Genomic DNA, 23,900 nt, shown 5'->3' with positions numbered 1-23,900 from the left:
CCTTTGTTTCAATAGCCAGCGAATTCATTCGCTGATTCTCGATACCGCCATAAAAAAGGTAGCACCTTAAAATGCTACCTTTTTTGTTGATATCGAGGCATTGGCCACTCCTCAAGCACAATTACTTTTACTTACTCTTCTCCTAAAAACGGATATTTATAATCAGTTGGCGAAACAAAGGTTTCTTTAATGGTACGTGGTTGTACCCAACGGAACAGATTCAGGATAGACCCGGCCTTGTCGTTGGTACCTGACGCCCGCGCGCCGCCAAAAGGTTGTTGCCCAACTACGGCCCCTGTTGGCTTATCATTAATATAGAAGTTTCCGGCTGCATCTACCAGCTTTTTAGTGGCCAGATCAATGGCATAACGGTCTTTGGCAAAGATAGCCCCGGTTAACGCATAAGGCGAAGTGGAGTTAACCAGTTCCAGGGTTTGCTCAAAATCAGCGGCTTCATAAACATAGATTGTGAGCACCGGGCCGAAAATCTCTTCACACATGGTTACATACAGTGGGTCTGATGTTAATAAAACAGTTGGCTCAATAAAATACCCTTTAGATTTATCGTAGTTTCCCCCTGCAATTATGGTTACTTTGTCGCTCTTTTTAGCATTATCAATATAAGTAGCAATTTTGTCAAAAGCTCTCTCATCAATAACCGCATTTACAAAATTAGTGAAGTCTTCGGTGCCGCCTATTTTTATCTCTTTCAAATCTTCCACTATGTATCCTTTCACTTCTTCCCAGATATTTGAAGGAATATAAGCCCGCGAAGCCGCCGAACATTTTTGTCCCTGATATTCAAACGCCCCACGAACCAAACCAGTTGCCAAGGCTTTGGCATCGGCCGACTCATGTGCCATCACAAAATCTTTACCTCCGGTTTCACCCACAATACGCGGATACGATTTATACAAATGGATGTTCTCGCCAATGGTTTTCCAGATGGTTTGGAAGACCCTGGTACTACCTGTAAAGTGGATACCGGCAAAATCTGGATGTTTGAAAATCACATCACCGGCAACAGGACCATCTACATAAATAAGGTTAATTACGCCATCAGGCAGACCCGCCTCACGGAATACCTCCATAATTACCTGTGCTGAGTATATCTGGGTATAGGCAGGCTTCCATACTGTAACATTACCCATCATGGCAACGCAAGAAGGCAAATTACCTGCTATGGCCGTGAAATTGAATGGTGTTAAAGCAAATACAAAACCTTCTAACGGACGATACTCCAGTCTGTTCCACATTCCTTTTGATGACTCCGGCTGCTGGGTATAGACCTGCTCCATAAAGGCTACATTGAACCGCAGAAAGTCTATGAGCTCGCACGCTGAGTCAATTTCTGCCTGATAGGCATTTTTAGATTGCCCCAACATGGTAGCCGCATTGATTCTGGCCCGGTATGGCCCGGCCAGTAAATCGGCAGCTTTCAGAAAAATGCTGGCTCTTTGCTCCCACGAGAGTGCTGCCCACGCCGTACGAGCCGCCAAAGCGGCATCAATAGCGCGTTGCACATGAGATGCGTCACCCTCGCTGGCATACCCTAATATATGTTGGTGGTCGTGCGGAGGCGAAAGTTTAATCTTGTTAACGGTATAAACCAGCTCACTGCCAATATACATAGGCACGTTTATCTGTTTCGAACGGGCATCGGCAATGGCTTTTTTTAATGCAATTTTTTCAGGAGAACCTTTAGCATAACCCAGAACCGGTTCGTTTACCGGAGCAGGTACTTTAAAGACAGTGTTATTCATGATTGATGAAGGGGGATTTTTTGCCAAAATTAGAGGAAAATTCAGATTTGTCTGAATAAATTTCCGGTCTATTTTGCTGTACCTGAATGTATAACAGATTTAGGCGGGTTTGAGTTTAGATGTGCACCAAAAAACAAAGCCCATCTGTACACCGGAGTATTCAGATGGGCTTGTAACTATTTGCGTTTCACCTCTACAACTTCACCCCCGACAATCTGCTGATTTCCAGTTTTGCCAGTAATATCTGATAATCATATTGCAACAGGCTGAATTTTGCTTCCTGTACAGCCGTTTCAGACGTCTGAATTTCCAGTGGAGTACTCACCCCATTTACCAGACGTGCTTTGGCCAGTTTCAAACCGTACTCTGCCTGATACACATTTCTTTCGGCTAAAGTACGTTTTTGGGTGGCTACTTTTATATCATTAAAAGCATTTTCAATGTCACGGTTTATCTGCGTTTTCTGTGCCTCGGTGCTTTGTTTGGCAGCATCCAGATTAATGCGGGCAATTTGTGTGTTATACGCACCGCGCTTTCCGGTATAAATCGGGATATTGAGCTTTACACCCAGTAAGGTATTGAATCGCCATGCGTCAATGTTGGGTTGATACCCATTTCTGATACCCACAGCTCCGTTGGCCGCCAGTTGTGGCAGGTTTGTCATTGACGATATCTTCACCTCTTGTGCCAGTGCGTTTTCGCGGGCCAGTGCCGTTTTTATGTCCTGATTATTGGTAACGGCCTCACTGATAGCCCCCTGAGCATCGGCAATCGGATAGTTGTATTGCAGCTCAGCATTGGCCGGAACCTGCTTTCTGGCATCAGAGCCTATCAGCGCGCTTAAGAAAATATATTGTTTTTCTAGTTGCCCCTGCAAATCTACTACCCGTATCTCGGCATTTTTATAGCGTACCTGTACCTGTACCAAATCATAGTCCAGGGCATCGCCACTTTTCAGGCGGTCGCTGATAATTTTACCGTTTTCTTCTACCAGCTTAACCTGGTCTTGCTGCACAACAATGGCCTTTTGGATATAAATAATACTATAATACAACTGCGCAACCTGATAAGCCAGAGTTTGTTTAAGGCTCTCAATGTTCTCGCGCTGTTGCTGCATATCCAGCAGGGTTTTCTGTACACCCGCTTTAAAACGGCCCCAATCATAAATAACATAAGAGGCATTTACGGCCGTATTGTAGTTGTTATGAGGCTGAAACTGCAATTTACCGTCGAAACCCTGAATCGGTATAACGGCTTCGGCTACGGGGTCAAGTCTTGTGTAGCCCACCTCTCCGCTAATCTGGGGTTTCAGCCCGCTTTCCTGCACTTTAATTCGGTAGTCGCCGGTATTCAGTAATTGCACCTGTTCTTTTACTCTTGGCGAATACTCAATGGCCTGCTTCACTAAAGAAGCCAGCGCCTCATTCGGGTTCTGTGCAAGGGCTACCTGACTGAGAAGCAATAAGAGAGTTATGGTTATTTTCGGAAATTTCATTGTTAAAAACTTAAATATTTTTGAATGATACCTGTCATTAATGAGACTCTGCGGCAGCCTTGGCGGCCTCTGCTGCTTCGGCAGCACTTTTCTTTTTAGTGCGCAGCAATACAACAAGGGGCAATACACATATAAAGAATAATGATATGATACGGAAGGTGTCCAGATATGCCAGATAATACGCCTGCCTGTCTAGCAGCAACTCCAATTGCCTGTACGCCTGTGTGGCGGCATGTATTGCATCGCCCGACTTCGACAGGAATGTCATCTTGAGACCATTGAGCCGTTCCATAAATAATGGGTTACTCGGTACGTAGTTGGATACCAGATCTGACCGGTGCTGTGCATACTGTATAGCCACATAGTTGTTGGCCAAGGCAATACCGAAAGCCCCACCCAACTGGCGTATCATATTGGTTAGAGAGATACCCGCCCCAAACTCATTGGGCTTTAAACCTGCCACCGAGGCATTGATAAGGGGTAGCTGCAAAAGTACGGTTCCTAGACCGCGCATCAGCTGCATGGGGTAGAAATCCCAGCGGCTCATATCGGTAGTTGCGGTACCACTATAAAAACCAAAGAAGGCAAATATGAGAATACCGGCAACGACAAATGGTATTGGTGATGCGCCAGCCGACATCCGCCGGCCAAGAATAGGGAACAACGGCAGGATGGTTAAAGTCGGGAACAAAAGTGAAAGGCCCGTTTCATAAGGTGTAAAACCATTGATACGCTGCACCAGAACCGGATATACGAACACAGAAGTAAACAAGCCAAAGCCTGAAACCATTACAAAAATGCTTGAAAACGCAAAGTTACGGTTTCCGAAAACCCTGAGATTAACCACAGGGTGGTCTGTATTGAGCTCCCGGCCTATGAAACCCACAATGCCTAATACTGCCACCAGGCTCACAATCATTATTTCTTTTGATTGAAACCAGTCTTTCGATTCTCCCTTTTCAAGCACATACTGCAGGGCGCCAATACCAATCATCAATAATAATATACCCGGGTAATCAATCTTTATCTGGTCTTTTTTAGTACCCTCACCAGCTTTTTTAGGAATATAAAGAATGGTCAGAATAGTAGCAATAATACAGATGGGTACATTAATAAAGAAGATGTCGCCCCATGTATAATTATCTACGATGTATCCACCCAGAGTGGGGCCGAGTGTAGGGCCTAATACAATACCCATACCAAAAAGCCCTGAGGCTGTTCCGCGTTCTTTACCCGGGAAGGCGTCAAACAAAATAGCCTGAGACGTTGACAGCAAGGCTCCGCCGCCTATACCCTGTATGAACCTCCAGAACACCAGTTCCCAAAGACTACCCGAATTACCACAGAGGTAAGACGATATACCAAACACAACCATTGATACGAGGTAGTAATTCTTTCGCCCGAAATACTCTCCCAAAAAGCCTGTCATGGGTATAATAATTACGTTGGCTATGGCATAAGAGGTAATAACCCAGGCAATATCTTCAATGGTAGCCCCTAACGAGCCAGCCATCTGATTCAGTGCTACGTTTACAATCGTTGTGTCTAGCAGCTCCATTATGGCTGCCGTCACTGTTGTGAGAACGATAATAAACCTGGAAGCACCTACAGCTTTATTTTTTATTTCTACTGTATTTTCCATGTAATTTTTTTGTGGGTGTATGCCTTACTTCAGTTTCACTTCCACTTCAAGGCTCATGCCTGCGCGTAGTTTGTCGCGGTATTTTTCTACATGGTCAATGGCAATTTTTACTGGTATTCGCTGGGTAACTTTCACAAAGTTTCCACTGGCGTTATCTGGTGGCAGCAATGCATATTTGGCTCCGGTGGCATCAGAGAAATCAATAATTTTGCCTGTCAGCTCCAAATCAGGGAAGGCATCCAGCTTAATAACCGCCTGCTGGCCTATTGCCAATCTGCTTATTTGCGTTTCTTTAAAGTTAGCCACAACCCAGTATAATGAGTCCTGCACAATGGTGGCCAAAGTTTGCCCGGGTTGTATGTACTGCCCCGGCTCAACGCTTTTTCGGCCTATTTTACCATTTTCGGTAGCATAGATTTTAGAGTAAGTCAGTTTTAGTCTTTGCTGGTCAATTTTAGCTTTTTGTACAGCCAGCGCTGCTTCTGCTTTGTGTAGGTTACTGCCTAGTATATCCAGGCGCGATTTAGTAGCGGCAATGTCTTGTTTTTGACCATCATACTGGGCATTAAGAACATCCAGACCCGACTGGCTGTCTTCTGCCTGGCGGCGGGTAATGGCATTGTCAGCCAGTAGCTTAGCATCTCTCTCTGAGTCTCTTCTAGCTTTATCTTTTCGCAAAGCGGTAGCCTTCAGGTTAGTTTCAGCCGCGCTGATTGTCATTTTTGTGTTTTTTATGTTGGCTTTTGCGTTTTCAACATCTGTTAATAATTGCTGATAAACGGCTTCCATTTCGGCCAGGGCCAGTTGTTGTTCCTGGTCGTCAATATCTACCAGTAGCTGGCCTTTCTTTACCTGTTCAAAGTCTTTCATGTTTACGGTATTCACGTAACCCCCTACACGTGGTACCACCGGTACCGAATAAGTTTCTATCTGGGCATTATCTGTTGACTCGTGCCCCTGCCCATACTTGTAGCTTTGGTAAGCATAGATGCCGGCGGCAAGCACAACGATAAGTAAAATGATACGTGGAATGTAATTTTTAATGCTTTTTTTCTGCGGAGTAGCCATCTTAATCCGATTGTTTTGTTTTTGCGTTTGTTCTTAGAATTAGTCAACTAAATTGACGATGCAAATGTAAACCAAGTTTACTAAATTAGTCAAGCATATTGACTAATTTATTTTTTCTATATAATTTTGTATCAGAACACAAGAAATCATGAAATTTAGTGTTTTCATTATGCATCAATATGAGTGCTTTGAATCTGAACAACAACAATGAACGAAGAAATTTTCAAGGAAATAGTTGCTTTTAAATCTAAAAAGGAGCGATTAATGGGACGGCTTTTAAGCAAGACCTACAGGTATTTGAGCGATCTGGCAGGAGAATATGTGCAGAGTATCGGCTATACCAATTTCAGAATAGGCCACATTGTAGCTTTGGTACACATAGATTTAGAGGGGACCAACATCAATAATCTTTCTCAGCGCGCCTGCGTAACCAAACAGGCCATGAGCAAACTGATAAAGGAATTACAAAATGAAGGATATGTAAACGTGGTAAAAGACCAGGCAGACGCCCGTGCGCTGATAGTAAGACATTCTGAAAAGGGGTTGCAGGCATTGCTTGACTGGAAAAGGTGTATGGAACATGTGAACGATAAATTTGCAGAAATAATAGGAGCCGAAAAACTAGAGCAACTAATGGATATTCTGTTTGAGCTGGTAAGCCACTATGAAGGCACGCAATACGGAAAAGTAAACGACCTTAAGCATATTATTACACATGGGCATTTGCTTAAAATGAAAAACATTGCCTTTAGTGGTTCGCCGGCGTAGGTTAAGGCCTATTATTTAAACTTATTACATAGCCAAAGTGTCTCGCCATACCCGGCCTTATTGTTTTTGGGCTATTTTGTGTAAATACTTTATGCACTTCAGCTTTATTGTATACCAGAATATTCCATCGTAAATGGTTAATATCAGCCGCATGATTGATATTTTTACAGACAGATTTGATTTAATCTTTGACAAACAATTCTGAATAGAATAGTTTTGTATGATGAAACTTAACTCTGCAAAAAAAAAACAGATAGATACGTGTTGAAGAGAATCCTGACCATTGCCCTGATTGTATACGTTGCCGTTTTCGGATTAGCCGTATTGTTTCAGCGTTTTATTATACTACACCCAGAAAAACTGGACAAAGATTATGCTTTTGAGTTTAAAAATGCCCAGGAGTTTTATTTTGCTACTGAGCCTAAAATTAAGCTGAATGCCCTGATGTTTACAACGGCGGCTAACCCGCGTAAAGGTGTGGTTATGTATTTGCACGGCAACTCGCGCAATATAAAAGCCTGGGGTAAATATGCCGAAGACTTTACCTCAAGGGGATATGATGTAATTATGTACGACTACCGGGGGTTTGGAAAAAGCAACGGCCGCCTGGATGAAAAAAATCTGTTGAGCGATGCACAGACCGTGCTTAAAGATATTCAGCGGAGATACCCACCCAGAGACATTATTATTTACGGGCGCTCGCTGGGCACCGGAGTAGCCACCAGACTGGCTATGGATAATGATGTAAAAATGCTGATTCTGGAAACACCCTATACCAGCATACCTGCTATTGCGTGGAGCCGCCTGCCAATTTATCCGTACGGCAAAGTCTGTGAATTTATTTTACCTGCTGAAGAGTGGATAACGAAAGTAAAAGCCCCGTTGTATCTATTTCATGGTACCGACGACCAGGTAATTCCGTACAGCCATAGCCTGAAACTGGCTGAGATATTAAAGAAAAACCCCGATGACATACTCACTACCTTACCGGGAGGACGCCATCGGGGTTTAAATAATTTCAAGGAATATCAGATCAAACTAGATGAGATTCTGAAATAATGCCTAGCGGAGTTTGAGCGTTACCAGACACGCCACCGCCAGCACAATGCCTACTATCAGAAAACGAGTTACAATCTTTGACTCATGGTAACCTTTTTTCTGAAAATGATGGTGTAATGGCGACATCAGGAAAAGCCGGTTTTTCTGAGCAAATTCAAGCCCTCGCCTTCTTTTCTGATATTTGAAATAACTTACCTGCAAAATCACCGAAATATTCTCTACCAGAAAAATACCGCACATAACCGGTATCAATAGTTCTTTACGCAAAGCCAACGCCAGCACCGCAATAACACTGCCCAGCATAAGGCTACCGGTATCACCCATAAACACCTGTGCCGGATACGCATTATACCACATAAAGCCTATGCAGGCCCCCACAAAGGCAGAGCAGAAAATCACTACCTCGCCAGAGTTCGGGATCATCATGATGTTAAGATATTGAGAAAACACCTTATTGCCTGATAAATAAGCAAAAATGGCTAATGTTAAACCTATTATGGCCGATGTACCCGCAGCCAGGCCGTCAATACCATCCGTAATGTTAGCCCCGTTTGATACCGCCGTAATGATAAAAATCACTATTAATACATACGGAATCCAGGCCATGCTTTCTGGTAAAAAACTACCTAGAATCTGATAATCTACCTCATTGTTTTTGGTAAAAGGCACCGTGGTTGTCAGTGAGTGTACATCTACATACTTTTGCACTTCTCCTACTGCCGTGCTTATTTTCGCTTTTTCGTAGACTCTGATTTTTACATTATCGTTGAAGTACAAAGTAAGACCAACAATCAGCCCCAGGCCAACTTGCCCTACTATTTTAAAACGGCCTTTCAGCCCCTCTTTATCTTTCTTAAAAACCTTTATGTAGTCGTCGGCAAAGCCTATGCCGCATGTCCAGATGGTAGCAATAATCAGCAATACAATGTAGACGTTATCCAGGCGTGCAAATAATAATACCGGAATCATGAGCGATGCCAGAATAATGAAGCCCCCCATGGTAGGCGTTCCTTTTTTCTGCATTTGGCCTTCAAGACCCAGGTCTCTGATGGTTTCACCAATCTGAAGTTTACGGAGATAGTTAATGAGCCGTATACCAAAAATTGCCGCAATTAAAAGCGATAAAACAATAGAGCCCATGGCACGAAAAGTAATGTACTGAAACACCCCCGCACCCGGGAAATTGAAGGTCTTGTCAAGGTAAGCAAATAAGTAGTAAAGCATAGGACATTGGTTTTTAGGAAAGTGTAGCAAAGATAGTTTTTTTTGAAGTTTTCAGAAAAAAAACGGTTTTTTTTTGATTAAATACACTAAAAGTTAACAATCAACAACGAACGGAATATTGTGGCCCATGCCTGTATACGGGTACGCGTAATGCGCCGGATGTGATTCCTGGTTATTCTGATACTTTTTTGACAAAACATGACTATATATTATCATAGATTAAAAAAAACAGGGTAAATATTTGATTATACAACGTTTTTTAACTTTTTTTGTATGGTATATTTAGCGTTTGACAACAGAATTTATTGATATAAATTTCCGTAACTTCTTTATTGAAGTTCAAAGATTTTGAATCCTCCGCCAGTCGGAGTATTCATCATAGGTTAAAGTATTTTCGTCTTGGAAAGGCATTCGGGAATCCTGAATGCCTTTTTTGATAAATAAGAGACTGCATAAAATAAAAGTAATAGCCAAATGCGTATTATTTTTGCGTTCTTTACAGCCAATACTCTTTAGCACAGAGGTAATATTTATGAAGATACCGCTTTATCGGCAAATCCAGGCTCATTTAAAAGAGGCTATTACTTCAGGGCAACACTCAGAGGGTAGTTTGCTCCCATCTGAAAACGAACTGTGCGTTGAGTTTAATGCCACCCGCATGACCGTCCGGCAGGCACTAAACGAACTAGTGAAAGAAGGATACATTACACGCCAGCACGGCAAGGGCAGCATTGTAACCGCCAACCGGAAATCGCTGGGGTTGCTTTCTTTGAAAGGCTGGACAGACGTAGTAACTGCCAGCGACCGCCACGGCACCACCAGCATATTAGATGGGCCAGTAATACATACCATTACCGAGCCTATTTTTAAACACTTACTTCAACAGGAAATTCATACAGAATTTGTATTTTTGAAGCGCTTGCGTTTTATGGACGAAGTGCCCATAATGCTTGAGCAAACGTATTTTCCGAATGTTAACCTGGAAGGTATGACAGACCAACCACTGATTGACGGTTCGTTGTTCCGCACGCTATTTATGCGGTATCATATTGATGTTACCAGTATGCAGCAGGAAGTACGGGCAATTGTTGCCACCAAAGATATTGCCAGCCTGCTTAAAACCAGGGTGAAGTCGCCGGTTTTGCAGATTTTACGTAAATACGGCACATCAAAAGAAGGATTTTACATATATAGTCTGATATACTGTAATACAGAAAAATACGCCATTAGTAGTTTTAATTAAGATACCGCACAGCGGTTGCCCCCACCCCTGAAGGGGGCCTTATTCTTTAACCAAAATTAATTCCTCATCAGGGGACAGAGGTTTTATTTCACTATGAAAAAAATTAAAGTTGCCGTTGTCGGAACGGGTTTTATCGGGCCCGCTCACATTGAAGCCCTACGCCGTTTACCCAATGTAGAAGTGGCCGCACTTTGCGAAGCTAACATTGACCTGGCTACAGAAAAAGCTGCCAGCCTTGGAATTGAAAGAGCCTATATCTTTGAAGACTTGCTGAAACAGGAAGACATTGAGTGTATTCACATCTGTACGCCTAATTTCCTGCATTATTCTCAGTCAAAAGCAGCTTTACTGGCTGGCAAACACGTAGTTTGCGAAAAACCTCTGGCTACCAAAATTGAAGAAGCCGAAGAGCTGGTAAAAATAGCAGCCGAATCAGGTCTTGTTAATGCCGTTCATTTCAACCTGAGATATTATCCGTTGGTTCGTCAGATGAAAACCATGCGCGAAAAAGGCGACCTGGGTGAAATCTACTCTATTCTGGGTTCGTATCTGCAAGACTGGCTTTTCTACCAGACAGACTACAACTGGCGTTTGGAGCCGGACAAATCTGGCGATTCAAGAGCTATTGCCGACATCGGTTCACACTTACTAGATGTAACAGAATACATTACAGGCCTGAAAATCACCGAGGTAATGGCTGATTTCTCAACTGTACACAAAACACGTCTGAAACCATTAAAAGCTATTGAAACTTACTCTGGCAAAATGTTGCAGGCTTCTGATTACCAGGAAGTACCTATCAATACCGAAGACCACGCCAACGTATTGCTGAGATTTGATAACGGCAATAAAGGAAGCGTAACGGTTAGCCAGGTTTCGGCGGGTCGTAAAAACCGTTTGAATCTTGAGATTTCGGGTTCAAAAGCTAATTTTGAATGGTGCTCTGAAAAACCAAACGAAATGTGGATTGGCAAACGTGATGGCGCCAACCAGGTTTTAATGAAAGACCCATCGTTGTTTTATCGTGAAGCCACAAGCCTAATCAGTTTCCCGGGTGGGCACAACGAGGGTTTCCCGGATACATCAAAACAATTGTTTAAAGAAGTTTATGCTGCCGTAGCAGAAGGCAAACAACCGGAGAACCCGACTTTCCCTACATTTGCTGATGGCTTGCGTGAATTGCTTATTTGTGAGAGAATTATTGAAAGCCACCGCAAACAAGCGTGGGTTAAAATATAATTATGGCTCTTACCAGCCAGGAGGGCGGTCATTCTTTTATAGAGTGGCCGCCTTTTTTATATATTTGTGCTTGATTTTGACACTAAAAGAAGCAGCATGAAGATCGGTTTGTTTTTTGGTTCGTTTAATCCTATTCATATAGGGCATCTGATTATTGCCAATACAATGGCCTATACTACCGACCTTGAACAAGTTTGGTTTGTGGTGTCGCCTCAGAACCCCTTCAAGAAAAACAAAGGCCTGTTGCATGAATTTGACAGGCTGACCATGGTAGAAAAGGCGATTTCGGATAATTATAAGCTAAAAGCAACAGACATTGAGTTTTCAATGCCTAAACCCAGCTACACCATAGATACACTAGCCAAATTGACGGAACGGCATCCAAACCATGAATTCAAGCTGATTATGGGCGAAGACAATCTGGTACAGTTTGAAAACTGGAAAAACTACGATAAGATACTGGAGTATTATGCACTGTATGTGTACCCCAGGCCCAATACGCCTGAGCATAAGTTCAGCAATCACCCGAAGGTTAAGTTTATAGAAGCGCCTTTGCTTGATATATCAGCCACATTTATACGCAACAGTATTAAGGCTGGCAAGCCCATACGCTATATGGTAAGTGATATTGTAGAAGAGTATATCCGCTGGAAAAAATTCTATCTGTAAATCAGGCTCCTATCTGTTTGGCCAATATCTCTATACCCTCGGTAAAGCTAACAGGGTTGTACCCCAGCACTTCGTTCGATTTCGTTAAATCAAAACCTGTCCTTGGCGGGCGTTTGGCAGGTTGCGTAAAGGTGGTGGAGTCTGCCTTGGAAATTAACGATTTATCAAGGTTAAAGTAATCGGCCGTCATAATGGCCATTTCGTAAGGAGTCAGGAAGTCTTTTCCTGAAATATTATAAATGCCTTCTGCTTCTTTTTCTGAAATCAGCAAACATCCTTTGGCTAAATCTTCAGCCAGTGTAGGGGTTCTCCACTGGTCGGTTACTACTTTTATGTTTTTTCCGTCTTCAAGCGATTTCTTCACCCACAGAATAATATTGGTACGGCTCATATCATGAGCAATGCCATATACCAGCACAGTGCGGGCAATTGCCCAGCGAATATTGCTGTTTATTACTATTTTCTCTGCTGCATATTTGCTCCAGCCATAGAAGCTGATAGGGTTAGCCTCGGCGTCTTCTTTGTAAGGGCCGTTTTTACCATCAAAAATGAAGTCGGTTGATACATGCAACAAAAAACAACTGTTTCTTTCGGCTGCCTCAACCAGATACTCTACTGCGTTTACGTTCTGTTTCCAGCAATCGTCTTTGGCGGTCTCGCACATGTCTACATTGGTCATGGCCGCCGTATTAATAATTACTTCAGGTTTAATGCGGTCTATAACCTCTTGCACCTGGGTTTTATCAGTAATATCCATGGGTGTGTAGGTATAGCCTTCAGTAAACGGCAGCCGGTTTTCACCTCTTGCTGTTGCATATACGTCATGATTAGTTGTGCTAACCAGAAGCTCAACCAGCTTTTGCCCCAACAAACCATTAGAACCTGTCAGTAAAATTTTCTTCATATCTTGTGTATTTCTTCTACGCTTTATTGATGGCTATTTTTTGTTCGTGGAAATCAACGGATTATCAATCCGTTGTACGTTTTGACGGATTACCAATCCGTCCTACTCATACTTATACCCATACCGCTTCATGATTTTTTTCTTCTTCATCTTCTTCACTGTCATGCTCATTTTCACGTCTTTGAGCGGTCGGTCGGCTTTATCACGTGGTTGGGCGGCAATGGTGTCTATCACATTCAGGTTGTCAATTACCTCACCAAAAACGGTATAATTATTATCAAGGCGGGGGGTACCACCCATGCCCAGGTAATCGACTCTTTGCTGGTTGGTGTAATTCATTTTGTTGCGCCCGGCCACTGTGGTCAACTCATCGTCTGTCAGTTTTTTGCCTTGTACAATATAAAACTGGCTGGCACTTGATTTCTTCTCTGGGTTATTATCACGGGCAGCAGCCAAAGCCCCTTTTCTGTGCACATGATTAGGCTTAAACTCAAATGGTATACGTTCCATGTCTCCACCACCATTGCCCAACATGTCGCCGGGTTTAGCTTTTCGCGAATTAGGGTCACCACCCTGAATCATGAAACCGTCTATCACACGATGAAACAAAAGGCTGTCGTAAAACTTTTTCTTAACCAGTCTGATAAAATTTTCTTTATGCAGCGGCGTATCATCAAACAAAACCATGTGCATGGTTCCGTAGGTGGTTTTCAGGGTAACAAGATAGTCTTTCTTTGATTTTTTTTGAGCAAAAGTCAGTGAAGAAACAAGCAAAAAACTAACAACAAACAGACCTTTTTTCATGCTTTGATTAATAATATGAGAGGCACAAAAATACAATAATTATTGATAGCGCTAAACATTTTTTGGTGGCTCCCAAAGTTCTATTTTGTTACCTTCGGGGTCTAGTATCCAGCCAAACTTACCGTATTCGGTATCATCAGGCCCGCCAAGAATGGTTACACTTTCATCTTTCAGCGCCACCAGCAGTTCATCCAGATTTTCAACCTGGTAGTTAATCATAAAGTCTTTTTTGCTTGGCTCAAAATAGGTGGTATCCTTCTTAAAAGGGTTCCAGGCAGTTGAGGTCAGGTCGTCCGGATTATCCTTTCTACGCCATTCAAAAATACCTCCCCAAGCCTCAGAGTCAATACCCAGATGCTCTTTGTACCAACCCCTTAAAGCTGTGCTGTCTTCCGATTTAAAGAATACACCACCAAGGCCTATTACCCTTTTTTCCATTACAATAATGTTTTATGATAAAATATAATTGTTTGACACAAACTCATTGAAGGCCTCGCTTTTCAGAATCTTCCTGAACCATACGGTGTAATCCTGTGGGTTTCTTTGTGCCTCTTCAGTAATTTCTGCTACCGAAACCCACTTGTAAGCAATCACCTCGGTGGGGGTTACTTCAAATGTTTCATTATATATACCCATAAAAACGTGGTCTATTTCGTTTTCTGTCAAGCCGTTGTCAAAATGAGCTATGTAATGAAACTTGTATAGAAAGTCGAGAGAGGTAGTGAAACCCATCTCTTCTCCTAATCTTCGTTCGGCGGCAGATTTTATTTCCTCATCTACATTAGGGTGCCCGCAACAGGTGTTTGTCCATAAACCACCAGAATGGTACTTGTCTAATGCGCGTTGATGAATAAGTAATTCGTTGTTATCATTGAATACCAGAACTGAAAAAGCCCTGTGTAGCAAACCCTGCTGATGCACCCACAATTTCTGCCCGCTTCCTGTTGCTTCATCAGCATCGTTTACCAAAATAATCTCTGTTGTATCTATGCTCATGCTTTCGTGTTTAGTTTTTACACTAAACGCTATATTAATCAAATTGTTTAGGCCGCTGTTCAGGATTTCTCTGCCAGAAGCTTATCTATCAGACGATTAAAATCACTCACAAACGCATCGTAGTACTTACCTGTACCGGGGCCCGAAAACCCGGTGTGAATTTTACGTACCTGCCCTTTTTTATCAATAACAATAGTGGTCGGGAAACCAATAACCCTGTTTAGCATAGGCAGTGTTTTTGATGCTTCATCTTTATTGTTGGTTCCTGCCAGCAACACCTGGTAATCAATACCGAAACGCTCTTTCATGCGCTTGATTTTCGGAAAGGCAAACGTTGTATCGGTGCTTTTTTCATACGCCAGCCCTATTATCTCAACGCCCCTGTCTTTATTCTTCTTGTACCACGGAGCCAGAAAGCGGCTTTCGTCCATACAGTTGGGGCACCACGAACCCATAATCTGTATTACCAATACCTTGCCTTTGTAGGCTTCATCGCTCAGCGATATCGGCTTGTTGTCAGTATTCGGAAATTTGAAATCTACTGTCTTATAGCCTTCTTTCAGATACGTTAATTTTGTTACGTCTGGTAATGTTGCGCTACTGTCTTTGGTGGCTGTCCATGACTCATAGCCACTAACACCAGACCAGAACCCCCCCGTCAGGTTATCGCCATCAATTTTTGCTTTAAACAAAAACGCATGAGTACCATCAAAGCAAGACAACTTCAGGCTGTCGCCCACAATATCGCCGGCCAGATATCGATAATCTCCGGTGGTAGTCAGAAAACTACCCTGTACCTGTGACCCTTTGGTTTGAAACACACCAACTGATTGGGTTGAATCTTTTTTATCGGCCGATAGAAATAAAACACTGTATTTATCTGCCAATACGGCCTGGGGTGCATCGCTGGTTTCGGAAAAGCGATAGTTTTTACCGTATTCAGCCGAGAATCTGCCAAACACAAATGTAAAATCCGACCGCATTTTTTTCCAGTATCCGGTCATTTTATCACCTTCCACTTTTGCTACTATCTCAGAGTCAAAAATCTCCATGGGTATATGCAATGAATCGTCTCTCAGAAACGATTGGTCCATTTTCAGTTTTTCATCGCCATTAATTACCAAAACATTGTAGGCTTCGCCTTCTTTTCGGATATCCAACCCAAAAGGCAGGTCACCGCCTGCAGTGAGTATAACAGCACGCCATGTACCGGTTTTAACTTCAGCTGTTTTCTGACATGACGCTAACGCAACAAGTGCTAGCAGGAGTACTTTTTTCATATTTTCTTCGGATGTTAAGACAAAGATAAAAATTTGGATTAATTAGTCAAGTATGCTCATTGGCGGCTTTTGCTATATTTTAACATATCCACATAACTTTTGAAGAAGCTTTTTCGTTTGGTTTCGCGTATATATAATTTTAGCTGAAAAAGCCTGATTAAAAGCGCGCGCATTAAATGAAAACCAAACTGATGATAATTATGAATTGTTTACCCGGGTTTTATGTTATTAATTACTGACAGTTTTTTACGCTTTCTGCTATTGTATTTTTCTTAGTTGAAAACTTTACACGCGCCAACAGGAGTTTAGAATCTTTCTAAATTACGAAAGCTGACAAAAATCATAACATTCCATAACAATCAAATTGTTTAATGACTGTAAATTTGCAGTGTATTTATAGAATGACATGTACGGACACTTTAAAGCGATAACCATTTCTCATAAAAATGCCTCTCTTAACATAAGAGAGCAAATTGCACTTAATGAAGAGGAATGTAAGAATCTGATGCTTAAAATTCGTGAAACATTTGATGTTTCCGAAACACTTGTGCTTTCTACCTGCAACCGTACCGAGATATATTACTACGCCGAAAACAATATTAGCGAAGATATTATACGCCTGCTGGCAAGCTTAAAAGTACTGAATTCGAACGAAATTCTGCCTTATTTTAATTTTGTCAATAATCATCATGAGGCGGTTAATTATTTGTTTGAAGTGGCGTTAGGATTACAATCTCAGGTGGTGGGCGACCTGCAGATACCGAATCAGGTGAAACATGCTTACCAATGGTCGGCTGATGCAAATATGGCCGGGCCGTTTTTACACCGCCTGTTGCATACTATTTTCTTTACCAACAAAAGAGTGGTACAGGAAACCGCCTTCAGAGACGGTGCCGCATCTACCTCTTATGCAACGGTTGAGGTACTGGAGAGCTTTCTGCCTTTATTATCGAATCCGAAAATTCTGGTTGTAGGCTTAGGTGAGATCGGCGAAGATGTTTGCAGAACCCTTGCTGATAAAAATTACCAGAACATTACTATAACCAACCGCACTGCAGCTAAAGCTGAGGCGCTGGCGCAGGAGCTGGGCTTTAAAGTTTCTGACTTTAGCACAGTTCAGGAACAAATAATGGAGGCCGACATTGTGATTTCGTCGGTGCGTGTAGAAGAGCCTTTGATTACCCCTGCTACGCTTAAATATAAAACGCTTGCCGTTAAATATCTGATTGACTTATCGGTGCCGCGCAGTATTGCCCCTGAAGTAGAAGACCTGACAGGCATTGTATTGTATGACCTGGACGAGATTCAACGCCGTGCGAACGAAGCATTACAACGCCGTTTAGATGCCATACCGCAGGTAAAAGGTATTATTGAAGATGCCCTGGGCGAGTTCAACAACTGGTCGCAGGAAATGATTGTTTCGCCAACTATTCAGAAACTGAAAGGCGCTCTGGAACAAATCAGAAAAGAAGAGATGGCGCGTTTTGTTAAAGAATTGTCGGCAGAGGAAGCAGAGAAAATGGATAAAATTACAGCCAGCATGATGCAGAAAGTAATTAAACTACCTGTATTGCAACTGAAAGCTGCCTGTAAACGCGGAGAAGCCGAAACACTGATTGATGTATTGAACGACCTGTTTAATCTTGAAAAACAGGTTATCTGATAATCCTTGTATACCTTATAATGAAGAAGCCGACTTTGCAGTCGGCTTTCTTTTTGTATAATAGTTATCTCAATTGTTCAAGTTCGGCCTCTACAAATGCCATCAGTTCGGCAATGTATTCTTTCGAGAAGTCAAATTTTACATTGGCTGCCTCATAAATTTTGCCTATTGGTGCGGTGTATCCTAAACGAAGTGCGTTCAGGTAGCCCTCTAATCCTTTTGCGTTATCGTGCTTATAATTGCGCCATACGCTGATTGCCCCCAGTTGAGCCATTCCGTATTCAATATAATAGAAAGGCACCTCAAATACGTGAAGCTGTCTTTGCCATACATATTTCTTGAAACGCTCAAAGCCTTTCCAGTTCGTAACCGAATCTGAAAACAACTCATATATCTTCAACCATGCCTCCTGACGTTCTTCAATGCTATGCGTTGGATTCTCGTAAATCCAGTGCTGAAATTTATCGATGGTGGCTATCCAGGGCAGTACTTCCAGAATATCTTCCAGATGCTCTACTTTGGCGCGTTTCAGGTCATCCTCATTCTCAAAAAAGGCACCCCAGTGCTCCATTGAGATTAACTCCATAGACATTGAGGCCAGTTCGGCCACTTCTGACGGTGTGCTGCGGAAAGTGTTGAGTGGTAAGTCTCTGATTTCAAAAGAGTGAATGGCGTGGCCACCCTCATGCACCATAGTTACTACGTCTCGCAGGCTTGAGGTAGCATTCATAAAAATAAAAGGCACACCTATTTCTTCAAGCGGATAATTATACCCCCCCGGCGCTTTACCTACACGAGACTCCACATCAAAATGCCTCATGGTGCGCATAATACGGATATAATTGGCCAGCCGGGCATCTATCTCATTAAAACATTGAATGGTCTTATCAAGCAGATTTTCTCCGTCTGTGAAAGGCTTTAAGGCCGGTTTGCCATCGGTATCTACTTTCAGGTCCCAGGGGCGTAGTTCATCTACCTTTAGCTTTTCTTTTCTTTCTTTGGCCATTTTATTAACCAAAGGCACTACAGTTTCGGCCACCGCCTCATGAAAATTAAAACAGTCTTTCGGGGTATAATCAAAACGCCCCATAGCGGCAAACATATAGTCGCGAAAATTGGCAAAGCCTGCATTGGTGGCAATCTGATGGCGCAGGTCTCTCAGCTCGTTAAAAAGGCTGTCCAGTTGCTCATGGTCCTGGTAACGTCTCTCCGATATTTTAGTCCAGGCATCTTCCCGAACCGCTCTGTCGGGCGACTGTAACAAGTCTCCGGCTTTGGGCAGTGTCATTAACTGTCCGTTAATGGTTACCGTCATGGCGCCAACAATAGACTGATACTCAGCCTGTTTGGTTTGAACAAGGGTTTCAAGCGGTATATTGTCTTCACGAAAAATCTCTACTGCCTTTTTCATTCCCCGAATGGTAATATCAAAGCCTTTGTCTTCCAATGCGTTCAGGTATGGGCTTTCCAGTGCTTTTTTATTCAGCTGGTCGTTATAAGACGATAGCTGCGGCTGGATTTCTTCCACAAAAAACTGGTAGTTTTTCTGGTTGTCTTCGCTGGCAGTATCACAGGTCATTTTTATATACCGCCAGGCCATGTTTTCAGACAGGTATGACTCCAGCTCGCTGCGGTCAATAAACCACTGGCGTAAGTCCTGCACACTTTCAATATTACGGTTAACCAGATTTTCATACAGGGGCTGCACTTCTGCCCATGAGGTTAACGAAAACGCTTCTCCAATAAATTTGCGGGCTTTCCGCTGAGGGATTACTATTTCTTCCATATACTGTTTTCCTATCATTTTTGAACGTCACAAAGATAAACGAATGACCGACAAACTACTATAAATAACAAAAACTGTTGGCAAAGATTCAGACGTCTATGCTATCGGTCATTTCGCCTAATTTTTCAGATTTTTATCAATAGGTTTTTCATTTTTCGATACTTTCGTAAAATAATCTATGAAACTATGAAGATAAAACCCTTACTATTAACTATTGCGCTGATTGTCCTTTCTATTGCCTGCCATAAAACGCTTACCCACCAGGCCGTGGGCGAAAAATTCACCCTCAACTATGAGGTAAATCGCTCCGAAAAAGAGATACAGGCTTTTGAAAAAGCCGATGCTGCCATAGGGCTGCACAAGCTGCAGGGGCAAATTGTATTCTACGGCAGCTCTAGCATACGCCTCTGGAAAACCCTGAAAGAAGACTTTGCACCACTGCCCGTTATTAACCACGGTTTTGGTGGTTCTACCTTCCCTGAAATGACTTATTATGCCAACCGGATGCTGGTACCATATAAGCCCAAAATAATAGTGCTGTATTGCGAAAACGATTTGTTTTCGGGTAAGGAGAAAACGCCCGAGCAGTTATTTGATGCCTTTGCCGAACTGGCCACCCTGATACAGAACAAGCTGCCAAAAACTAAAGTGTATTACATTTCGATGAAGCCCTCTATATCAAGAAAAGACAAATGGAATCTTACCACTACGGCCGACGCGCTCATCAGAGCCTACATAGATAAACACAAAAACTTTAGTTTTGTTGATATCAGACCCGTAATGTATGCCCCGAACGGAAAAGTTAATGGTGAATATTTTATTAAAGACAGCCTGCACATGACACCGAAAGGTTATGCGCAATGGACATCGGTAGTAAGACCCATCTTATTGAAAAACTATAAATAACCGGTATTATCAACCTCTATTCAACATGAAGAAAATTTTTGTTATGCTTGGCCTGTTCCTTATCACGGGTCTGGCTTTTGCACAGCCTGCCGAACGGCTCATTAAAGTAATTGTAGCCCCCGAACATGAAGACTGGACTTACAAACCGGGCGAACCGGTTAAGTTCTCTGTTATGGTGCTAAAGTATGGTAACCCGCTTAAAAATGTAAAGATTGTGTATCAGATAGGCCCCGAGAAGTTTGAAAACAAAAAAGACAGCATTATTCTGAAAGACGGGGTTATCAAACTGGATGGCGGTACCATGACCACAGCCGGGTTTTTAAGATGCACTATTATTGCCAAGGTAGACGGTAAAGAATACCGCAACCTGGCTACTGCTGCCTTTGAACCAGAGAAGATTCAACCAGCTGTAGAATTACCAACCGACTTCGTGCAGTTCTGGAACAAAGCCAAAGCAGACCTGGCCAAAGTGCCTATGGATGCGCAGATGACGCTGCTCCCCGAACGTTGCACCGAGACCGTTAATGTTTACCATGTAAACCTGCAAAACTACCGTGAATACGGTACAGTACGTCTGTATGGCATCTTGTGCGTACCCAAAAAAGAAGGGAAATATCCGGCCTTATTGAGAGTACCGGGCGCAGGCGTAAGACCTTATGGCGGAGATGTAAAAACTGCCGAGAAAGGCATTATTACCCTTGAAATAGGTATCCACGGCATTCCGGTTACTATGGAGCCTTCTGTATATGCCAACTTAGGAGCAGGGCCTTTGAATGCCTACTGGACTTATAACCTTGATAACCGCGACTTGTATTATTTTAAACGTGTGTATCTGGGCTGTGTGCGTGCCAACGATTTTCTGGTGAGCCTGCCGCAATATGACGGAACAAATCTGGCAGTGACAGGCGGAAGCCAGGGTGGGGCCTTGTCTATTGTTACGGCAGCCCTGGACCCCCGCGTGAAATGGTCGGCACCTATTTACCCTGCTTTGTCTGATATGGCAGGTTACCTGAAAGGGCGTGCCGGTGGCTGGCCACATATTTTTGATAAAAGCAATGCGCATAACCATACCGATGCCAAGATAAAAACAGCAGCCTATTATGATGTGGTAAACTTTGCCAAACAACTGAAAGTACCTTGCTTCTACTCAATGGGCTTTAATGACGAAACCTGTCCGCCAACTTCTATGTGGGCGGTTTATAATGTGATTAATTCGCCAAAAACATTGAAGCTCTATCAAGAAACAGGCCACTGGACTTTCCCGGAAGAAAATGAAGCGGTAATGAACTGGTTATTAGATCAATTATTGGCTAAAAAATGAAATTTAACGCATTTCCTGTCATTAGGTACTTACTGTTTTTTATTACAGGAATACTTGCGTATTTACAAACCCACTATTTCCACACAACTTTTTATTTAACATTCATTAGCCTGGTGCTAGGCCTTTTGGCCTCTGTTTATGGCAAACAGGCTTTTGTAAGAGGCACTCTGGCATGTTTATTATTCTTTTTCTCTGGCTGGATAATAACTTACCGGTCAACCGCTATTAATAATCCAGCGCATTTTAAAAATCTGGGGGGCATTCAATATTATCAGGCGGTTATTATTTCCAATGCTGAAACAAAACCCAGAACCTTTAAAGCAGAGGCAAAAATTGAGGCAGCGCAAGCGGGTAGCAAGTGGAAAAACACCACCGGAAAAGTAATTTTATACTTTAGTAAGGATGATTCTTTTAAACCCACCTATGGAGATGTATTGCTGATTAAAGGCACACCGAAAGAGGTGGAGTTGCCGAAAAATCCTGAGGAGTTTAATTATAAACAATATCTGGCCAATAAAGGAATCTATGCCTCGCACTTCTTAAAAAACAAAGACTATCTTCTGCTAGGCAACAAGCCGCCTTCTGCTTTACTTAAAACTGCGTTTCAGGCCAATTTATATGCCGATAGCGTTTTTAAGACATGGGTACAAACACCCCGTGAATATGCCATTGCCAACGCAATGATTGTGGGTATAAGAGACGATATTGATGACGATTTACTGAGCGCCTATTCTGCATCTGGAGCCATTCATGTGTTGTCTGTTTCAGGAATGCATGTGGGGATTTTGTTCTGGATTATTGGAATAGCTTTGGGCTGGCTAAAGAAAAAAGGCAAACACGGGCCCTGGATTTTCCTGCTCATTACACTAAGTATCTTGTGGACCTACGCTCTTTTTACAGGCTTGTCATCAACAGTACTAAGGGCAACCGTTACTTTTTCTTTTCTGCTTGTAGGTACCACTTTAAACCGGTCGCACAATATTTATAATATACTGGCGGTTTCTGCTTTGGTTTTACTGGCCTGGAACCCCTACTGGTTGGCCGACATCGGCTTTCAGTTGTCTTATCTGGCTATTGTCGGCATTGTATATCTTTATTCATATCTGAATGAATTGGTTAACCCAACGAACCCCCTCATTCGGATAATATGGGAAGGAACAGTCATTTGCTTTGCTGCTCAATTGTTTACCACCCCACTTAGCATTTACTATTTTCACCAGTTTCCGGCTTATTTTCTTATAGCCAACCCCGTCGTTGCCTTTTTTTCTTTCAGTATTCTTCCGGCGGGGCTATTCTTATTGTTTTTTGCCAGCGTTCCCATACTTTCTCATGTTTTGGCTTTTATCTTAAAATACTCATGCCTTTTATTGAATGAGTCTGTTTTTGCTTTTCAGAAACTGCCCCTGTCAACCCTTAAAGGCTTTTCTATATCTATGCCAGAATTACTGGCATGGTATGCTATTTTGGGCTTAAGCATTGCTTTCTTCCGATATTCAGAATTGAAGTATCTACGCATAGCTACAGGGCTATTTAGTATATTGGCTTTAGCAAATGTATATGAAGATTACAAACAGAGTAGTCAAAAGGAACTGACGTTCCATGCTATCAATAACCATGCAGGGGTAAGTTTAATAGAAGGGAAGTCTGCAACCTTTATGGGTGACTCGGGTGTTATACACGATAAGAAGATTTATAATTTTAATTTGAAGAATTATTACGACAGAATGGGCGTATCAAACCAGAATCTTTTGGACGTGGCGTCTTATACCAACCATCAGGGTATGACAGTTTTTGAGTTTGACGGTAGAAAAATACTTTGGTTACAAAAGCCTTTCAAGGGCAATCTCATAGGCCGAACCAATTATGTACTGCTTTCAAACAATGCCATCAGAGACCTGAGGGCTTTTGAAAGTTTAAAGCCGGACTTGATAATTGTTGATGGCTCTTATAAGCCCTATCTGGTCGAAAATCTGAAGAAACAGGCCGGTAATATGGGCTTGCCTCTGGTTGTGTTAAATCAGACAGGAGCCTACTCTGTCAGGCCAAATTGAGCCAAAATTCAACTTTACA

At 42.5% G+C, this 23,900-nt stretch carries 20 protein-coding genes; 9 read left to right on the top strand and 11 right to left on the bottom strand.

Going from position 1 to position 23,900, the window contains the following annotated elements; translation table 11 throughout:
- Positions 1-131 precede the first annotated feature (131 nt).
- The 4 genes from pruA to MB380_RS00440 form a co-directional block, all read right to left on the bottom strand.
- Positions 132-1,763, bottom strand: a complete 1,632-nt coding sequence (gene pruA / locus MB380_RS00455; protein WP_253532000.1) for an L-glutamate gamma-semialdehyde dehydrogenase — start codon at positions 1,761-1,763, stop codon at positions 132-134.
- Positions 1,764-1,956: 193 nt separating this feature from the next.
- Complete coding sequence (locus MB380_RS00450) at positions 1,957-3,258, bottom strand: TolC family protein (protein ID WP_253531998.1); 1,302 nt, start codon at positions 3,256-3,258, stop codon at positions 1,957-1,959.
- Positions 3,259-3,295: 37 nt separating this feature from the next.
- On the bottom strand, positions 3,296-4,900 hold the full coding sequence (locus tag MB380_RS00445) for a DHA2 family efflux MFS transporter permease subunit (RefSeq protein ID WP_253531997.1): 1,605 nt from the start codon (positions 4,898-4,900) through the stop codon (positions 3,296-3,298).
- 24 nt (positions 4,901-4,924) lie between these two features.
- Positions 4,925-5,968 (bottom strand): HlyD family secretion protein, encoded by a 1,044-nt coding sequence (locus tag MB380_RS00440; protein ID WP_253531995.1) that lies wholly within the window; start codon positions 5,966-5,968, stop codon positions 4,925-4,927.
- Positions 5,969-6,175: 207 nt separating this feature from the next.
- On the opposite strand from MB380_RS00440, the gene MB380_RS00435 reads away from it, so the two are divergent.
- Both MB380_RS00435 and MB380_RS00430 read left to right on the top strand, forming a co-directional pair.
- On the top strand, positions 6,176-6,736 hold the full coding sequence (locus MB380_RS00435; protein ID WP_253531993.1) for a MarR family winged helix-turn-helix transcriptional regulator: 561 nt from the start codon (positions 6,176-6,178) through the stop codon (positions 6,734-6,736).
- 261 nt (positions 6,737-6,997) lie between these two features.
- Positions 6,998-7,795, top strand: a complete 798-nt coding sequence (locus MB380_RS00430) for an alpha/beta hydrolase (RefSeq protein ID WP_253531985.1) — start codon at positions 6,998-7,000, stop codon at positions 7,793-7,795.
- Positions 7,796-7,798: 3 nt separating this feature from the next.
- Here MB380_RS00430 and mraY read toward each other — a convergent pair whose 3' ends face one another.
- Positions 7,799-9,019, bottom strand: a complete 1,221-nt coding sequence (gene mraY, locus MB380_RS00425) for a phospho-N-acetylmuramoyl-pentapeptide-transferase (RefSeq protein WP_253531983.1) — start codon at positions 9,017-9,019, stop codon at positions 7,799-7,801.
- Positions 9,020-9,551: 532 nt separating this feature from the next.
- On the opposite strand from mraY, the gene MB380_RS00420 reads away from it, so the two are divergent.
- The 3 genes from MB380_RS00420 to nadD all read left to right on the top strand — a co-directional run bounded on the left by MB380_RS00420 (position 9,552) and on the right by nadD (position 12,170).
- Entirely contained in the window at positions 9,552-10,262 is a 711-nt protein-coding gene (locus MB380_RS00420; RefSeq protein WP_253531981.1) for a GntR family transcriptional regulator, read from the top strand.
- Between the two features lie 93 nt (positions 10,263-10,355).
- Positions 10,356-11,501, top strand: a complete 1,146-nt coding sequence (locus MB380_RS00415) for a Gfo/Idh/MocA family protein (protein ID WP_253531979.1) — start codon at positions 10,356-10,358, stop codon at positions 11,499-11,501.
- Positions 11,502-11,597: 96 nt separating this feature from the next.
- The gene (nadD, locus tag MB380_RS00410; protein ID WP_253531977.1) at positions 11,598-12,170 is read left to right on the top strand and encodes a nicotinate (nicotinamide) nucleotide adenylyltransferase; all 573 of its coding nucleotides are present in this window, start codon (positions 11,598-11,600) and stop codon (positions 12,168-12,170) included.
- A 1-nt stretch (position 12,171) separates the two neighbouring features.
- Here the strand turns inward: nadD and MB380_RS00405 are convergent, their stop codons facing one another.
- The 5 genes from MB380_RS00405 to MB380_RS00385 all read right to left on the bottom strand — a co-directional run bounded on the left by MB380_RS00405 (position 12,172) and on the right by MB380_RS00385 (position 16,154).
- Positions 12,172-13,074, bottom strand: coding sequence for an NAD(P)-dependent oxidoreductase (locus tag MB380_RS00405; protein ID WP_253531975.1), 903 nt, complete (start codon positions 13,072-13,074; stop codon positions 12,172-12,174).
- A gap of 102 nt (positions 13,075-13,176) precedes the next feature.
- Entirely contained in the window at positions 13,177-13,878 is a 702-nt protein-coding gene (locus MB380_RS00400) for a peptidylprolyl isomerase (RefSeq protein ID WP_253531973.1), read from the bottom strand.
- 51 nt (positions 13,879-13,929) lie between these two features.
- The gene (locus MB380_RS00395) at positions 13,930-14,316 is read right to left on the bottom strand and encodes a VOC family protein (RefSeq protein ID WP_253531972.1); all 387 of its coding nucleotides are present in this window, start codon (positions 14,314-14,316) and stop codon (positions 13,930-13,932) included.
- 12 nt (positions 14,317-14,328) lie between these two features.
- Positions 14,329-14,874 carry an isopentenyl-diphosphate Delta-isomerase gene (idi, locus tag MB380_RS00390; RefSeq protein ID WP_253531970.1) on the bottom strand — a complete coding sequence of 182 codons (546 nt, stop codon included), beginning with the start codon at positions 14,872-14,874 and terminating at the stop codon, positions 14,329-14,331.
- A gap of 59 nt (positions 14,875-14,933) precedes the next feature.
- Entirely contained in the window at positions 14,934-16,154 is a 1,221-nt protein-coding gene (locus MB380_RS00385) for a peroxiredoxin (protein ID WP_253531968.1), read from the bottom strand.
- A gap of 406 nt (positions 16,155-16,560) precedes the next feature.
- Here MB380_RS00385 and hemA point away from each other — a divergent pair, with 406 nt between their 5' ends.
- A complete protein-coding gene (hemA, locus tag MB380_RS00380) occupies positions 16,561-17,817 on the top strand; it encodes a glutamyl-tRNA reductase (protein WP_253531966.1) in 1,257 nt (418 codons plus the stop codon).
- Positions 17,818-17,881: 64 nt separating this feature from the next.
- Here hemA and MB380_RS00375 read toward each other — a convergent pair whose 3' ends face one another.
- Positions 17,882-19,603 carry a M3 family oligoendopeptidase gene (locus tag MB380_RS00375; protein WP_253531957.1) on the bottom strand — a complete coding sequence of 574 codons (1,722 nt, stop codon included), beginning with the start codon at positions 19,601-19,603 and terminating at the stop codon, positions 17,882-17,884.
- A 186-nt stretch (positions 19,604-19,789) separates the two neighbouring features.
- On the opposite strand from MB380_RS00375, the gene MB380_RS00370 reads away from it, so the two are divergent.
- Genes MB380_RS00370 through MB380_RS00360 form a run of 3 tightly spaced genes read left to right on the top strand, consistent with a single transcriptional unit; the run spans position 19,790 to position 23,881 of the window.
- Positions 19,790-20,509 carry a GDSL-type esterase/lipase family protein gene (locus MB380_RS00370; protein WP_253531955.1) on the top strand — a complete coding sequence of 240 codons (720 nt, stop codon included), beginning with the start codon at positions 19,790-19,792 and terminating at the stop codon, positions 20,507-20,509.
- 25 nt (positions 20,510-20,534) lie between these two features.
- Positions 20,535-21,830 carry an acetylxylan esterase gene (locus MB380_RS00365; RefSeq protein ID WP_253531953.1) on the top strand — a complete coding sequence of 432 codons (1,296 nt, stop codon included), beginning with the start codon at positions 20,535-20,537 and terminating at the stop codon, positions 21,828-21,830.
- A complete protein-coding gene (locus MB380_RS00360) occupies positions 21,827-23,881 on the top strand; it encodes a ComEC/Rec2 family competence protein (protein ID WP_253531951.1) in 2,055 nt (684 codons plus the stop codon). Before MB380_RS00365 ends, MB380_RS00360 begins: the two co-directional genes overlap by 4 nt.
- Positions 23,882-23,900: the final 19 nt, after the last annotated feature.

The organism is Emticicia sp. 21SJ11W-3, assembly GCF_024138715.1.
In the GTDB taxonomy this organism is placed as follows: domain Bacteria; phylum Bacteroidota; class Bacteroidia; order Cytophagales; family Spirosomataceae; genus Emticicia; species Emticicia fluvialis.
This window is presented reverse-complemented; position numbering and strand designations above follow the sequence as displayed.

What these genes read in the sequence shown, in the direction of transcription:
- pruA (WP_253532000.1), bottom strand. Translation starts at nt 1,763, where the DNA reads ATGAATAACACTGTCTTTAAAGTACCTGCTCCGGTAAACGAACCGGTT.
- MB380_RS00450 (WP_253531998.1), bottom strand. Translation starts at nt 3,258, where the DNA reads ATGAAATTTCCGAAAATAACCATAACTCTCTTATTGCTTCTCAGTCAG.
- MB380_RS00445 (WP_253531997.1), bottom strand. Translation starts at nt 4,900, where the DNA reads ATGGAAAATACAGTAGAAATAAAAAATAAAGCTGTAGGTGCTTCCAGG.
- MB380_RS00440 (WP_253531995.1), bottom strand. Translation starts at nt 5,968, where the DNA reads ATGGCTACTCCGCAGAAAAAAAGCATTAAAAATTACATTCCACGTATC.
- MB380_RS00435 (WP_253531993.1), top strand. Translation starts at nt 6,176, where the DNA reads ATGAACGAAGAAATTTTCAAGGAAATAGTTGCTTTTAAATCTAAAAAG.
- mraY (WP_253531983.1), bottom strand. Translation starts at nt 9,019, where the DNA reads ATGCTTTACTACTTATTTGCTTACCTTGACAAGACCTTCAATTTCCCG.
- MB380_RS00420 (WP_253531981.1), top strand. Translation starts at nt 9,552, where the DNA reads ATGAAGATACCGCTTTATCGGCAAATCCAGGCTCATTTAAAAGAGGCT.
- MB380_RS00415 (WP_253531979.1), top strand. Translation starts at nt 10,356, where the DNA reads ATGAAAAAAATTAAAGTTGCCGTTGTCGGAACGGGTTTTATCGGGCCC.
- nadD (WP_253531977.1), top strand. Translation starts at nt 11,598, where the DNA reads ATGAAGATCGGTTTGTTTTTTGGTTCGTTTAATCCTATTCATATAGGG.
- MB380_RS00405 (WP_253531975.1), bottom strand. Translation starts at nt 13,074, where the DNA reads ATGAAGAAAATTTTACTGACAGGTTCTAATGGTTTGTTGGGGCAAAAG.
- MB380_RS00400 (WP_253531973.1), bottom strand. Translation starts at nt 13,878, where the DNA reads ATGAAAAAAGGTCTGTTTGTTGTTAGTTTTTTGCTTGTTTCTTCACTG.
- MB380_RS00395 (WP_253531972.1), bottom strand. Translation starts at nt 14,316, where the DNA reads ATGGAAAAAAGGGTAATAGGCCTTGGTGGTGTATTCTTTAAATCGGAA.
- idi (WP_253531970.1), bottom strand. Translation starts at nt 14,874, where the DNA reads ATGAGCATAGATACAACAGAGATTATTTTGGTAAACGATGCTGATGAA.
- MB380_RS00385 (WP_253531968.1), bottom strand. Translation starts at nt 16,154, where the DNA reads ATGAAAAAAGTACTCCTGCTAGCACTTGTTGCGTTAGCGTCATGTCAG.
- hemA (WP_253531966.1), top strand. Translation starts at nt 16,561, where the DNA reads ATGTACGGACACTTTAAAGCGATAACCATTTCTCATAAAAATGCCTCT.
- MB380_RS00375 (WP_253531957.1), bottom strand. Translation starts at nt 19,603, where the DNA reads ATGGAAGAAATAGTAATCCCTCAGCGGAAAGCCCGCAAATTTATTGGA.
- MB380_RS00370 (WP_253531955.1), top strand. Translation starts at nt 19,790, where the DNA reads ATGAAGATAAAACCCTTACTATTAACTATTGCGCTGATTGTCCTTTCT.
- MB380_RS00365 (WP_253531953.1), top strand. Translation starts at nt 20,535, where the DNA reads ATGAAGAAAATTTTTGTTATGCTTGGCCTGTTCCTTATCACGGGTCTG.
- MB380_RS00360 (WP_253531951.1), top strand. Translation starts at nt 21,827, where the DNA reads ATGAAATTTAACGCATTTCCTGTCATTAGGTACTTACTGTTTTTTATT.